Source organism: Zoogloea sp. JDB1, from assembly GCF_056724025.1.
The window spans coordinates 3,768,501-3,781,419 of the sequence record NZ_CM161496.1 but is presented as its reverse complement, the minus strand read 5'-3'; the positions used below and the strand labels follow the sequence as shown (position 1 = coordinate 3,781,419).

11 protein-coding genes are annotated in these 12,919 nt (G+C 61.4%); 3 read left to right on the top strand and 8 right to left on the bottom strand.

Annotated elements, in window-relative coordinates:
* Window positions 1-192 precede the first annotated feature (192 nt).
* The 5 genes from AC1PPK_RS17110 to AC1PPK_RS17090 all read right to left on the bottom strand — a co-directional run bounded on the left by AC1PPK_RS17110 (window position 193) and on the right by AC1PPK_RS17090 (window position 5,619).
* Window positions 193-582 (bottom strand): hypothetical protein, encoded by a 390-nt coding sequence (locus AC1PPK_RS17110; protein WP_481114213.1) that lies wholly within the window; start codon window positions 580-582, stop codon window positions 193-195.
* Window positions 583-601: 19 nt separating this feature from the next.
* Complete coding sequence (locus AC1PPK_RS17105) at window positions 602-1,447, bottom strand: alpha/beta fold hydrolase (RefSeq protein WP_481114212.1); 846 nt, start codon at window positions 1,445-1,447, stop codon at window positions 602-604.
* 364 nt (window positions 1,448-1,811) lie between these two features.
* Window positions 1,812-2,432 carry a transporter gene (locus tag AC1PPK_RS17100; RefSeq protein WP_481118233.1) on the bottom strand — a complete coding sequence of 207 codons (621 nt, stop codon included), beginning with the start codon at window positions 2,430-2,432 and terminating at the stop codon, window positions 1,812-1,814.
* Window positions 2,433-2,551: 119 nt separating this feature from the next.
* Window positions 2,552-4,681, bottom strand: coding sequence for a PQQ-dependent dehydrogenase, methanol/ethanol family (locus AC1PPK_RS17095; RefSeq protein ID WP_481114211.1), 2,130 nt, complete (start codon window positions 4,679-4,681; stop codon window positions 2,552-2,554).
* A 143-nt stretch (window positions 4,682-4,824) separates the two neighbouring features.
* Window positions 4,825-5,619, bottom strand: a complete 795-nt coding sequence (locus tag AC1PPK_RS17090; protein WP_481114210.1) for a hypothetical protein — start codon at window positions 5,617-5,619, stop codon at window positions 4,825-4,827.
* A gap of 471 nt (window positions 5,620-6,090) precedes the next feature.
* Here AC1PPK_RS17090 and AC1PPK_RS17085 point away from each other — a divergent pair, with 471 nt between their 5' ends.
* The gene (locus tag AC1PPK_RS17085; RefSeq protein ID WP_481114209.1) at window positions 6,091-6,396 is read left to right on the top strand and encodes a hypothetical protein; all 306 of its coding nucleotides are present in this window, start codon (window positions 6,091-6,093) and stop codon (window positions 6,394-6,396) included.
* Between the two features lie 382 nt (window positions 6,397-6,778).
* On the opposite strand, the gene AC1PPK_RS17080 is transcribed toward AC1PPK_RS17085, so the two are convergent.
* The 3 genes from AC1PPK_RS17080 to AC1PPK_RS17070 all read right to left on the bottom strand — a co-directional run bounded on the left by AC1PPK_RS17080 (window position 6,779) and on the right by AC1PPK_RS17070 (window position 9,977).
* The gene (locus tag AC1PPK_RS17080) at window positions 6,779-7,231 is read right to left on the bottom strand and encodes a protein-export chaperone SecB (protein WP_481114208.1); all 453 of its coding nucleotides are present in this window, start codon (window positions 7,229-7,231) and stop codon (window positions 6,779-6,781) included.
* A complete protein-coding gene (locus tag AC1PPK_RS17075; protein WP_481114207.1) occupies window positions 7,221-7,853 on the bottom strand; it encodes a type II toxin-antitoxin system MqsA family antitoxin in 633 nt (210 codons plus the stop codon). Before AC1PPK_RS17075 ends, AC1PPK_RS17080 begins: the two co-directional genes overlap by 11 nt.
* 1,047 nt (window positions 7,854-8,900) lie before the next feature.
* A complete protein-coding gene (locus AC1PPK_RS17070; protein ID WP_481114206.1) occupies window positions 8,901-9,977 on the bottom strand; it encodes an AraC family transcriptional regulator in 1,077 nt (358 codons plus the stop codon).
* A gap of 147 nt (window positions 9,978-10,124) precedes the next feature.
* Here AC1PPK_RS17070 and AC1PPK_RS17065 point away from each other — a divergent pair, with 147 nt between their 5' ends.
* The gene (locus AC1PPK_RS17065; RefSeq protein ID WP_481114205.1) at window positions 10,125-11,297 is read left to right on the top strand and encodes an isovaleryl-CoA dehydrogenase; all 1,173 of its coding nucleotides are present in this window, start codon (window positions 10,125-10,127) and stop codon (window positions 11,295-11,297) included.
* Between the two features lie 14 nt (window positions 11,298-11,311).
* On the top strand, window positions 11,312-12,919 hold the full coding sequence (locus tag AC1PPK_RS17060; protein WP_481114204.1) for a carboxyl transferase domain-containing protein: 1,608 nt from the start codon (window positions 11,312-11,314) through the stop codon (window positions 12,917-12,919).

The window sequence follows — 12,919 nt, the reverse complement described above, 5'->3', positions numbered from 1 at the left end:
GTCATCACGCCGCTCGCCAACGCTGAACTCAGCGGCCCGCGTGGCGCCGGCTACCGGCGAATGATCAAAGGTTGCCCGGTCGGTCGCGCGGGAACTCCCGATCAAGATGGCGCGCCATCCCCGGCAGGTCGTGCCCCAGGCTGGATGAGGAGAAGGCTCGAATATGTCTAATCCACCGACTCCGTCGGGGGCTTAGTCCATTTCCCGTAGCTTGTATTTTTTGACCACGTCGCGGGAGTCGAACTGAACAATCAACTCGTAATGGGTGCGCAGGTTGTGTGCCGCCTCCACGGCTTCAAGCACGTCGCCGACAATCGGAATCATCCCGATCAGGAAGGGCACTTCCAGCTTGCCGCTGTAGACCCACACATTGGCCCTCTCTTCCTGGATTGTTTCACTGGGGTCGCCCAGGCGGCTGCGCAGTTCCTGCTTGGTTGTCTTGCCCGGTAGAATTTCCTGGTGCTGCTCCTCCAGACGGGCGCTGGGGCTGATTACGCTACAGGCGCTCAGGCTTGCGAGCAGGAGGGCGGAGAGCAGCTGTTTGCCTTTGGGCGGGAGTCGGGTGGGCTTCGGCGGGGGCATTTCGATTTCTCCTTCGGCACTACTGAGGGCGACGGACCAGATCGGTAACTTGCCGTACCGCGCTGACCACCTCTTCAGGGCTGTCCTTCTGGATGAAATGCCCGGAGTCCCAGATCATATCGAGCTCCGGCACCCCGGTGAGCCGAATCCAGTCCTGGCGTGAGCGCTTGAGCATCTTTTCGAAATCCCCCTTTTCCTCGGGGCGGAGGCGCCCGGCAAGCAGCACCTTGGCGGGTTTGTTCAGGGGCGTTCGCAGGTCCAGGCTGGCCAGGCAACTCTCCTGGTCGTCGAACTCGGCCCGGTCGGTGCGGCTGAATGCCACCGCACGCAATCCCTTCAGCATTACGGCAGCGGTAGGTGCCTCCTGCTGAATCCGTTCCCAATGGTGGGGCGGGGTAGGGTTGACGAGAACGAGGCCGGCGACTTCATCCGGGTAGAGTTTGGCGTAGACGAACTGGTACAAGCCGCCCAGGGAATGGCCGACGAGGAGGTAGGGAGGGGCGATCCCGGCGTTCTTCAGCAAATCATGCTGCTCGCGGGCAATGCTGCACGGATCGCGCGGCGTTTCCGCATCAGCCAGGCCATTGCGTCCGGGGCGGTCGATGGCGACGACCAGATGCTCACTGGCGAGGGCCGGCAGGACTTTCTTCCAGGTGCGTTTGCTGTCGCCCAGCCCGGCTTGCAGTACGAGCGGAGGGCTTCCCTTGCCGAGGCGCACGAGAGGGGTGTTGGAGGTGTCGAGCATGTCCGCCTCGGCGCTGCCGGTGTGCTGCTTTTGCGGGGGGCTGGCACAAGCGGCCAGGAGCGTCAGGCATAGGGCCGCTAGGATCCGGGGCAGGCGAAAGCCGACGGAGGAAGAAAGCATGGGGTGGTGGTCCTATGGGGGAGGTTGCGTGAGGTGTGCGCGGCTTGCGTCAATTGGTGAGCGGCATGGCATGGCCAAGCATGAAGTGGATTTCTCTTTTAATTCATGTGTCATTGTATGGCTGGCCGGTGCCACCAACAAGCCAGTAGCGTGAAGGCCCGCTTTCCACGGAGAGCGCTGCAACGCAGGAGAGGGTGCCGAGGGTATCGTTCGTCACCAGGAAGCTGTGGGTCGAGGACGCCGGCTACGAGCTCACCCGCGCAGCCATCGTCAAGTGGATGAGCGAGCGGCGGCTCGAACTCTGAGGATTCCGCCATATGACTCCGGTTGCCCGCATGCTTTGACGCAAACGGGCAGTTTTGACTCAACCGGAATCGGAGCCTTGTCCTGGGTGGGGGATTGGTTTCAGAAGATCTTTACGAGACGGGTCTGGATTCCACGAGTCAGCGGGCCATCCTGGACTTGAGTGTCGTGGCTGTACTGGACCATGGCCTGCCACGTTGGGGGCAATGAAGGTCGCGGCGGTCAGTGTGAGGTTTCCATTGTTGCGGCTATCGGTCTGGGCCACGCCATTCAGAGAATCCTTGGCGCCCCAATTGTGGCGATAGGACACCCCAAGGTGGGTTGCGTCGGATATGTGGTAGCGCAGGTGGGTGTGCACCTGGTAGAGCGGATCGCGCTTGGCGCCGGAGTCCCGTTCGTGCTGATAGAACTCGACTTCGCCAATTGCATCGAGTGACCACTTGGGCGCAAAGCGCTTGACGTAACCAACCTGGAAATCGGTAGCCCACCGATTATTGCTGAGTGCGAAGCCCTGATTCTTGTCACTGCCGGTCGGCGCAGTGAAGAACACCGACCAACCCAGGTGCTCGCCGTTCTGCATGTCAGCAATAGTCCATAGCGTGCCGCCAAAGATCACGTCGCCCAAGCCGGAGGTTTCTTTGTCGGCGAGGCCCACCTTTTGGCGGCCGACGGGCACGATGATCTGAGGATCAACGATGTAGGATGGTGTTCATGTTTGTCTCCATTTTTTTGGGTCTTATGGGCCTTGAGGGCCATGAATAGCCGGCGGCGACTCCCATCGCCTCCGGCAATGGCAGCCGCTCAGCGCTGGGCCGAGGGGCCGATTTCCTTGTTCAGGTCGTGGGCACGCTTGATCAGATACTGGTGGATGCGCTCGGCGTCATCCGTCGACAGCACGCTCGCGAACGGCGGCATCCCCTTCGTGACGCGCTGGCCCCGCAGCACGATGTCCTCGAACTGGCTGTGCTTCTTCGCGTCGAGGTAGCGCAAATCGGGGATCACACCACCAGACACGGCATTGAGTCCGTGACACCCCCCGCAATAGCCGTTGAACAGGTTACGACCGGCCTTCAGGTCGTCCGCTCCGGCGGTGACAGCGGGCGGTTCAGGCAAGGCTTGGGGCTCGTTACGTGGTGCCGGCAAGCTGGAAGTACCACCGAGCTTGTAAGTGAGCACGCGCGATTCCGGCTTCACCTTCGCGGCCTGTGACAGAGGCCCGAGAATCAACGGAAAGGTGCCGCCCCAGCCGGCCATGAAGCTTACGTACTGCTCACCCTTCACCTCGTAGGTAATGGGGCCTGCCATCACTCCGGTGTTGGCGGGCGATTCCCACAGCTTTTTACCCGAGTCGGCAGCGTAAGCGACTACCCGGCCATCGGCGGTTCCCTGGAAGACCAGGTTGCCTGCGGTGCTGAGGGTGCCGCCGTTGTAGATGGTGCGGTAGTCCTGGCTCCATGCAGCCTTCTGGCGCACCGGATCCCAAGCCACCAGCTTGCCCTTGTAGCTGTCGGAGATCTGTTTGACGATCGCCGGGTCCTCGGGCAGATCGGGCACGTCGATACCCAGATTCACAACGGACTTGTGGGGGCTGCGGCTGACCGGCGTGGTGGCCGACAGCATGGCCGCGGTTTCCTGGACCGGGATGTACACCAAGCCGGTTTGGGGGTTGAAGGACATCGGCTGCCAGTTGTGGGCACCGATAAAGGCCGGGCTGACGATTTTTGGTCCGTCCAGATAGTTGGAGGCCTTCTCGTCCACCACAGGGCGGCCGGTCTTCATGTCCACGTGGGTTGCCCAGGTGGCCGGTGCATATTTTTCCGCGGACAGCAGTTCGCCGGTCTGGCGATCGAGCACGTAGAAGAAGCCGTTCTTGGGTGCCTGCATCAGCACCTTGCGGGTCTTCCCGTCGATGGGCAGATCGGCCAGGATGATGTGCTGAGTCGCGGTGTAGTCCCACATGTCGCCGGGCGTCACCTGGTAATGCCAGACGTACTCGCCCGTGGACGGGCGCAGGGCAACGATGGACGACACAAACAGGTTGTCACCCTTGCCATCCGAGCGCGCCTTGCGGTTCCACCAGGAAGCGTTGCCGGTCCCGACGTAGAGCAGGTCCAGCTCGGGATCGTAGGCCGTGGCGTCCCAAACCGTGCCACCACCGCCTTGCTTCCAGTATTCGGTGCCGAACCAGGTGGCCCGTGCCATCTCCATGGCTTTGTTCTCGGCGGGTTTGGCCGGGTCGCCGGGTACGGTATAGAAGCGCCACGCGAGCTTGCCGGTGTCGGCATCGTAGGCAGAAATGTAGCCGCGCACGCCAAATTCGGCGCCGCCGTTGCTGATCAACACCTTGCCCTTCACGACCCGCGGCGCACCGGTAATGGTGTAGCTACGACCGTGGTCGAGAACCGTATCCGTCTCCCACAGCTTGCGACCGTTCCGGGCATCGAGGGCAATCAGGCGGCCGTCGAAGGCCCCGAGGAAAACCTTGCCCTGCCATACCGCAACCCCCCGGTTGACCACGTCACAGCAACCTTCCGAGAGGCGGATGCCGTGCACCTGCGGGTCATACTTCCACAGCAGCTTGCCGGTAGTGGCGTCGAGTGCATACACCATGCTCTTGGCCCCGGTGGTGTACATGACGCCATCGACCACAATCGGCGTGGCTTCGATGCCGCGGTCCACATCCAGCTTGTAGGTCCACGCGAGGCCGAGCTTGCCGACATTTGTCTCGGAGATCTTCTTCAGCGGTGAGAAACGCTGCTCGTCGTAAGTTCGCCCGTGGCTCATCCAGTTGCCGGGCTCCTTGTCGGCAGCAACGAGCCGCCGGTTGTCGACATTTGCAGGGTTGCCCGCCAGGGCAAGGCTGGCCGGGATCAGCAGACACAGCGCACCCAACCAACCTCCCAGTCGGTGGGGCGTTTGCTTTGACTCCATTGGTACTCCTCCGTACGTCTTTTATGAAAATTTGTACGGAGGAGTTTGGAGACTGAGACTCAGGCGAGCTTGACTGTCTGTGCAGACCTGACTGGAGGAAAGTGCAGACTTTCTGAAGGCGTTCTACGCGTGGACCTTGCTAGTCATTTCAGCAACGCCCCCAGCCGCGTAAAGAAATCCTTGTCCCGCGCGTACTGCTCGCTGGAGATCATTCCCCGCTGGGCCTCCAGCGCGGCCAGGAAGTTGCTGACGATCTGGCGGTAGCTGTCCGTGTCGTCGGCCTTGTAGGGGGAGGGCGTGTTCTGGCCGTCGATGTGCAGGCCGTACACGGCGTCGTGCATCATCAGGCCATAGGTCATCGCCTCGCCATCGGGCATGGCGGCCGTGGCTTGAAACCACGCTTCCCGAACCGCCGCGGGGGCGTCGTTGGGCGGGAAGTGGGCGATCAGGCCCGCCCCGACCTCGTCGAGGCCATCGCCATTGAGATCCACACAATAGCCCTCCGGCAGGAGCAGGTTGCGGGCGCCTTCCTCGCTGATCGCCGCCACGTCGATGGGCTCGGCCAGGCAGTGGTTCCTGCGGACGGCCTCCAGCTCCCCGGCAGACAGGCTGCTCAGGAACTGGCGGGCGTTGCTCATCGCGCCGCTGGCGTAGGCCTTGTCCAGCACCTTGGCGTAGACGGCCTGGCTGTCGGCGCCCACGCCACGCAGCGCGGACAGCTCCGTGTGGGTCCGCCCGAGGATGGCCTCCAGGGCCTCGGACGACGTGGGGCCCGCCTGGCCACCCGCCGCCTCCGGCCCAGCCGCAGCCCCGTCGGCAACCGCGCTGGCGGCCGCAAAGGCCGACTGGAAGGTCTGGTAGAAACTGTTGTCGGGCGCCTCGGCGTAGCTGTGGCGCTGAGACGCGGTGATCGGCTGACCCACGGCCCGAATGTCCATTTTCTGCCTCCGTGTCGGTAAGAATTGCCGGTTGGCGGAATCGCTTGCCGGCCTCCTGCTGTGCAGGAGAAATACACCAGCATTGATGCAGAAAGCGTACCTGGACATGGCTTTCCAGTCGGCCACCGACGTCGCGGAAAGGAATGTGCTGACTACCGATCTTGCGTCATGGAGCCTCGCGGCGCATCATGCCGGGGCTGCTGCAAACAACAGCGGCCGGGCTTGGCGGCCCGGATTACATCGACGGACGACCGCCCCGTGCGGTTTTTTTGTGTCCGGAGCATGGCATCGTCCCTATGGGCGGGCCGTGCGGGAGGGGAAACCCTGCCGGTTTCGATGTACCGGTCCGCCAACCTGCACGGTTCCGCCCCCCAGCTTGGCGGCTGAGGAGCGGAGTTACATACCGCTACATCGGAGATTCACCATGTCTCATCTCGTCCGTACATTCAAACTGGGAAGGGAGGCCTGGCTATGAGCCCGAACCTGACCTTCACCGCCAGCGATCGGCTCTACAGCCTCCATTCGAATGTCAATGCGCTGACCGTCACCGATCAACTCAGCGCCCGGCTCGCCCAACTGACGGCCCTGCTGGCCATGACACGAGGCGAGCAAGGCAAGGCGTTCCGGCTGATGAACGATCAATGGCAGGACAGCTTCATGTGGGCCTGCGGCATGATGGCCATGGAAGCGCAGGAGCTGTTCGGCGTTTTGGGTTGTCTCGAAGCAAGGGGGCGCCCGGAATCTGAAGACAAAGGCCATCAGGGGCTCTCAACGTAAGCTCAGGCCATATCGTTCTGGGGCGAGCCTTCGCCCCAGAACAGTCGCACTCACCTGTGATTGCCTCTTCCGCATACTCAGTTTACATCCCGTGACACCAAGACCTGTTCACACTCAACAGCGTGCCGCCTTCTGGGCTGAGAGCAAAGAGACCTCGCATCACCGCGGGGCCCCTCAATCTAGAGCGAGAGACGGTCGTCGCCATGGGGAATAAATAGCAAATGGCTGCATGAATCAGGCGACAACTATCTTGACGCGCACCGGAGTTTGAGTTGCCTTCTTCAAGCTACGCGCACAATACCCGAGCTTGATCCAAGTGTGATCATAGTTCTCTCTGTGAATCAAAAACCTCCGGGGTTCGGGGGCCGGTCTTTACCAATCCCTACTGGGATTTTGATTCTCTATTCCGTTTTCGATGATCCAAGAAGTTTACGGTTGGCAACAACAACGGACCGTTCCCTGACCGAGAAGTGAGGTTGAGAACCAGATCGCGGATCGCGCCATAAAGAATTGCACACCCATTAACAACGATGAAATCTTCACGGTCAGCCATGAGGACATCTTTGCTGATTGAGAAGAGTCCAGCAACCTCAACATCTACATCATATGGGGCTTTTTTCCCTTCGTTGTTGCTGATTGCAATCTTTAGTTTTACGGCGTAGCTTTCTGGTTCGTCTTGATCGCCTAGTGCCGCAAATTCAATCGACTCTCCGATCATAACGCCATTGAAGTCGAACTTGTCTATCGATATCTGTTCATCCTCGCTTAATGACCTCGCCCATACTTTGAATCCAATGTACGATATGTCTTTTAGCTGAATTGGACTAGGCTGCATCGGCAAATTCCTTATCATTGGAAGATGAAGATGGATTGTTATCTTTCATTGCGAACATCCCTAGCTTCACTCCAGGATCAACAGCAAACATCCCTGTAGGCAGAGGCTTTCTTATGGCTGTTTGGAAAATATGGCGTGCCAACTCCGTTAGGTTCTCCAGTTTATTGTCAGCTGAATGTATAGGCTCAATAATTTCATTAGCTCTGATAGCTAACCAACGGGCAGCCTCAGGGATCGCAACTGCGACCCTCAATAGATTATCCATAGCTACACTCTGTACGACGTCGTCTGCTTCGTATTTGGCAAAAGCTGTTGGCCCGCCGCCAAAGATTTTTGATGCTTGTTTTTGTGTGAAACCCCATTTCAGCCGTAAATCTTTAATTTCGCGGCCGGTTAGAAGCTTTGGGTCACGCATTTCGGCACGTTTCTTTGCCAACGCCAAACGTATAAGTTCAGCGTTATAGTCAATTTGATGTGGAGTCTCAACCTGAGCAGCACATGCTTCGCACTCGAAGTGCCGAAGTCCGGCAACATGCAGTGATACGCCTTTGACAGTTAAGTCTTGGGCAGTCTCTTTTTCAATCATCGTGCCTGTTTTGCACTTACGGCAGATTTTACTCATACTATATCTCTATAGGTGGAGTGAGATGATTGCGACATTTGGGTTCTCTGTATCAATTGCGAATTTCACAAAGCACTCAATACTCGCTTCATGTGTGCGAGCTTCCCTTATTAGCGGTTTGTCTGGCAAAGAAGGGTCGTGGTCATCATCTCTCTCTAGTTCAACAATTTTTATACTGTACTGATCACAGTCCAGGCAGCCCCAGTCTGATTGTTGTTTCTTTGGGGATTTTGTGTAATGACGATTTACATCAAGCAGATTAAAAATCGCAGCGTGGTGCCTGCTGTTCCACCCAAGATTTTTGGAATCATTACGTGCCTTATGTGTCACCAACTCGTATTCACCTTGCGCAACTAAGTTCTTTGCTAAGTTGAGGTTATGTAGCGGCATGCTGATGTGTCTGTTTGTGCGTTTGATTATTTACCATAATGGTAAGTTCCGCAATCCCTTGTTTATCCTCAGACATGCCGACAATCTCCTTTCTTAGCTGAAAACGCACATAAGAAGGGGCTTTATGGCTATGTGAAAGACGTGCGTCTCAGCTTTGTATGGTATCGACATGTCGGCAGCCGTGTTGCAGGGCTCTCATTTGCGCCGCAATAAATATTCCTAAAGCATACAGCAGTCCCGAAAAGGTTGATCACTCTTACCCGCGGACTGCTTTCACCCCAACGCAGTTATGGCGTAGTGACGAGCAGAAATATTGCACGGCAGTCGGTGGGGCTGCTACGGAACAGTTCACATTTCTCAAATTTGGCAGGAAAGACAGGCTGGTTTGGCGTTTTCGCCATCTTTCCGCAGACTAGACTCAGCCCACGCCCCTCCGACTTGAAGATTCGCCGCCCAGATTTGAACTTCCGGGGCTCTGATTTAACCGCTCGCCCCGCGGACCCGAACTTTTTCTCCGCCGACTTGAACTCACTCCCCTCAGACTTGAACCAGCGAAGCCGCGACTTAAGCCAGCTTCCCCCAAACCTGAACCCACTTCCCTTCGGGCATTAAAAGTTACCTTCCGAGTTAAGCCAGCTCCCCTCGGAGGGAAGCTCATCAAGCCAAAAGCCCACCCGGCTCAACGAAATCCTGGCCCCGCTTCCCCCGCCCCCGAAACGCCTGCGGTGAAAGCCCAGTCCACCCCTTGAAAGCGCGGGAGAAGCTCTTCTCATTGCTGAACCCGACGAGCGCCGAGATCTGTTTGATCGACCGCGAGCTGCGATCGAGGAGCTCGATGGCTTGGTCGCGGCGGGTTTCGTCCTTGAGTTGTTGCAGGGAGGCGCCTTCGTCCTGGAGTTGGCGGTGCAGGGTGCGGACGGAGATGTGCAGGTGGCCGGCGACTTGGTCGGCGGTGGCGCTGCGGTTGCCGGGGCTTTGCAGGAACTGGCGGACGCCCTGGACGAGGAGGCGGTCGCGGCGGTATTGCAGCACGGTCAGGGGCAGGGCGCGGTGGAGCATGTCGCGCAGGGCTTGTTCGTCGCGGCGGATGGGCAGGGCCAGGTAGCGGGGTTCGAAGCGGATGGAGGCTTGTTGTGCGTCGAAGCGCACCGGGCCGGGGAATAGCAGTTCATAGGCGTCCGCGTGGGGCGGGGCGGGGAAGGGGAAGGTGCTTTCCTGCAGCGGGATGCGTGAGTCGATGGCCCAGCAGGCGTAGCCGAGCACGTAGCGCAGCAGGGTGACGAGGCAGAACTCGTGCATGGGGCCGAGGTCGCGCTGGGGGGTGATGCTCAGGCGGGCGGAGGTGGGTGTTATCTCCAGTTCCAGCGCGATGTCGTCGGTGAGCAGGCGGTGGTGGCGGCACCAGCGCTTGAGGGCGACGCCCAGGTCGGGCGAGGTAATCGACGCGCGGCACAGCATGCCGTAGCTGCCCCACGGCAGGCGGCGGGAGAACCAGCCCAGCGCTTCGTCGTCGAGTTCCTGCATGGCGTGGCCGGAAATGACCTCCATCTGGGCGGCGGTGACGCGGGCGGCGGGGTCGTCGAGCAGGCGCGGATCGATCTCCGCGCGGGCCAGTGCGCCGGCCGGGTCGCGGCCGTAGCGGTGGTAGGCGAGCACGATGGCGCGGATGAAGGCAATCGGCGTGGCGGCGCGGCCGCTGTTGAGGGAGGCGGGCAGGGCGATCTTGGCGGGCATGGGCGGATTCTCATTGCCGGTGGCACGATTTGCAACCTCGATGGCGCCTGCGGCACCGCGTTCGGGCGTACGCTGGCGAGCATTCGGCATGGGCGCTGTAAGTGCGCGTCGTGCCGCCAGACAACGATCAGTGGAGGAGACCCGCCCATGAACATCCCCAGCCTCAACTTCCATCTCGGCGAAACCATCGAGGCCCTGCGCGACACCGTGCAGGCCTTTGCGGCCAAGGAGATCGCCCCGCGCGCCGCGGACGTGGACCGGGACAACCTCTTTCCGGCGGATCTGTGGAAGAAGCTCGGCGACCTGGGCTTGCACGGCATGACGGCGCCGGAGGAATACGGCGGCACCAATATGGGCTACCTGGCCCACATCATCGCGCTGGAAGAGGTGTCCCGCGCGTCGGCGTCGGTGGGCCTGTCTTACGGGGCGCACTCCAACCTGTGCATCAACCAGATCCGCCGCAACGGCAGCGAAGCCCAGAAGCAGAAATACCTGCCCAAGCTGATCTCCGGCGACCATGTGGGCGCACTGGCGATGAGCGAGCCGAACGCCGGTTCCGACGTGGTGAGCATGAAGCTGCGCGCCGACAGGAAGGGCGACCGCTTCGTCCTCAACGGTTCCAAGATGTGGATCACCAACGGCGGCGACGCCGACACGCTGGTGGTGTATGCCAAGACCGATATCGAAGCCGGCGCCAAGGGCATGACCGCCTTCATCGTCGAGAAGGGCATGAAAGGCTTCAGCCACGGTACCCACCTGGACAAGCTGGGCATGCGTGGCTCCAACACTTTTCCGCTGTTCTTCGACGACGTGGAAGTGCCCGAGGAAAACGTGCTCGGCGGCGTGGGCAACGGCGCCAAGGTGCTGATGAGCGGCCTCGACTACGAGCGCGCAGTGCTGTGCGGCGGCCCGCTGGGGATCATGGCGGCCTGTATGGACGAAGTGGTGCCCTACCTCCACGACCGCAAGCAGTTCGGCCAGAGCATCGGCGAGTTCCAGCTGATGCAGGGCAAGCTGGCCGACATGTACTCCACCTGGATGGCGACCCGCGCCTATGTGTATGCGGTGGGCCAGGCCTGCGACAAGGCCGACCACGCCCGCACGCTGCGCAAGGACGCGGCCGGCGCGATCCTGTATTCCGCCGAAAAGGCCACGTGGATGGCCGGCGAGGCGATCCAGACCCTCGGCGGCGTCGGCTACACCAACGAATACGCCACCGGCCGCCTGTGGCGCGACGCCAAGCTGTACGAGATCGGCGCCGGCACCAGCGAGATCCGCCGCATGCTGATCGGCCGCGAACTGTTCGCCGAAACGGCCTGAGCGGAGTAGCAGCGATGACCGTCATCAAATCCAGCATCAACACCCGCTCGCCGGAATTCCAGGCCAACGTGGAAGCCATGGGGCGCATCGTCGCCGACCTGCGCGAGAAGGCGGCCCAGGTGTCCCTCGGCGGCGGCGAAGCGGCCCGCGCCAAGCACGTGGCCCGCGGCAAGCTGCTGCCCCGCGACCGGGTGGATCATCTGCTCGATCCGGGCACGGCCTTTCTGGAGATCGGCCAGCTGGCCGCCTACGACATGTACGGCGGCGATGCGCCCTCGGCCGGGGTGATCGCCGGCATCGGGCGGGTCAGCGGCGTGGAGTGCATGATCGTCGCCAACGACGCCACCGTGAAGGGCGGCACCTATTACCCGATGACGGTGAAAAAGCACCTGCGGGCCCAGGAGATCGCCCAGCAGAACAAGCTGCCGTGCCTGTACCTGGTGGATTCCGGCGGCGCCTTCCTGCCCAAGCAGGATGAAGTGTTTCCGGACCGGGACCACTTCGGGCGGATCTTCTTCAACCAGGCCAACATGTCCGCCGAGGGCATCCCGCAGATCGCGGTGGTGATGGGCTCATGCACCGCCGGCGGCGCCTATGTGCCGGCGATGAGCGACGAGACCATCATCGTCAAGAACCAGGGCACCATCTTCCTCGGCGGCCCGCCGCTGGTGAAGGCGGCCACCGGCGAGGTGGTGACGGCCGAGGACCTGGGCGGCGGCGACGTGCATACGCGCATCTCCGGCGTGGCCGACCACTTGGCCGAGAACGACGCCCACGCGCTGCACATCGCCCGGCGCATCGTCGGCACCCTCAACCGGACCAAGCCGACCGACCTCAAGCTCGCCGACGCGGAAGAGCCGCTCTACGACCCGGCCGAAATCTACGGGATCATCCCCACCGACACCCGCAAGCCCTACGACGTGCGCGAGGTGATCGCCCGCATCGTCGATGGCTCGCGCTTCGACGAGTTCAAGGCCCGCTACGGCACCACGCTGGTCACCGGCTTCGCGCACCTGTACGGCATGCCGGTGGGCATCGTCGCCAACAACGGCATCCTGTTCGGCGAGTCGGCGCAGAAGGGCGCCCATTTCATCGAGCTGTGCGCCCAGCGCGGCGTGCCGCTGGTCTTCCTGCAGAACATCACCGGCTTCATGGTCGGCCGCAAGTACGAAAACGGCGGCATCGCCAAGGACGGTGCCAAGATGGTCACCGCCGTGGCCACGGCGCAGGTGCCCAAGCTGACGGTGCTGATCGGCGGCAGCTTCGGCGCCGGCAACTACGGCATGTGCGGCCGCGCCTACAGCCCGCGCTTCCTGTGGATGTGGCCCAACAGCCGCATCTCGGTGATGGGCGGCGAGCAGGCGGCCAGCGTGCTGTCCACCGTGCGCCGCGAGGGCATCGAGGCCAAGGGCGGCAGCTGGAGCCGCGACGAGGAGGAGGCCTTCAAGTCACCGATCCGCCAGCAATACGAGGACCAGGGCCATCCGTACTACGCCACCGCCCGCCTGTGGGACGACGGCGTCGTCGATCCGGCCCAGACCCGCCGCGTGCTCGGCCTGTCCCTGTCGGCCAGCCTCAACGCGCCGATCCAGCCGACCCGCTTCGGCCTGTTCCGGATGTAA

Coding starts and splice junctions, on each gene's coding strand:
- AC1PPK_RS17080 (WP_481114208.1), bottom strand. CDS start 7,231: ATGCAGCCTAGTCCAATTCAGCTAAAAGACATATCGTACATTGGATTC.
- AC1PPK_RS17090 (WP_481114210.1), bottom strand. CDS start 5,619: ATGGACATTCGGGCCGTGGGTCAGCCGATCACCGCGTCTCAGCGCCAC.
- AC1PPK_RS17095 (WP_481114211.1), bottom strand. CDS start 4,681: ATGGAGTCAAAGCAAACGCCCCACCGACTGGGAGGTTGGTTGGGTGCG.
- AC1PPK_RS17085 (WP_481114209.1), top strand. CDS start 6,091: ATGAGCCCGAACCTGACCTTCACCGCCAGCGATCGGCTCTACAGCCTC.
- AC1PPK_RS17065 (WP_481114205.1), top strand. CDS start 10,125: ATGAACATCCCCAGCCTCAACTTCCATCTCGGCGAAACCATCGAGGCC.
- AC1PPK_RS17110 (WP_481114213.1), bottom strand. CDS start 582: ATGCCCCCGCCGAAGCCCACCCGACTCCCGCCCAAAGGCAAACAGCTG.
- AC1PPK_RS17075 (WP_481114207.1), bottom strand. CDS start 7,853: ATGAGTAAAATCTGCCGTAAGTGCAAAACAGGCACGATGATTGAAAAA.
- AC1PPK_RS17060 (WP_481114204.1), top strand. CDS start 11,312: ATGACCGTCATCAAATCCAGCATCAACACCCGCTCGCCGGAATTCCAG.
- AC1PPK_RS17105 (WP_481114212.1), bottom strand. CDS start 1,447: ATGCTTTCTTCCTCCGTCGGCTTTCGCCTGCCCCGGATCCTAGCGGCC.
- AC1PPK_RS17070 (WP_481114206.1), bottom strand. CDS start 9,977: ATGCCCGCCAAGATCGCCCTGCCCGCCTCCCTCAACAGCGGCCGCGCC.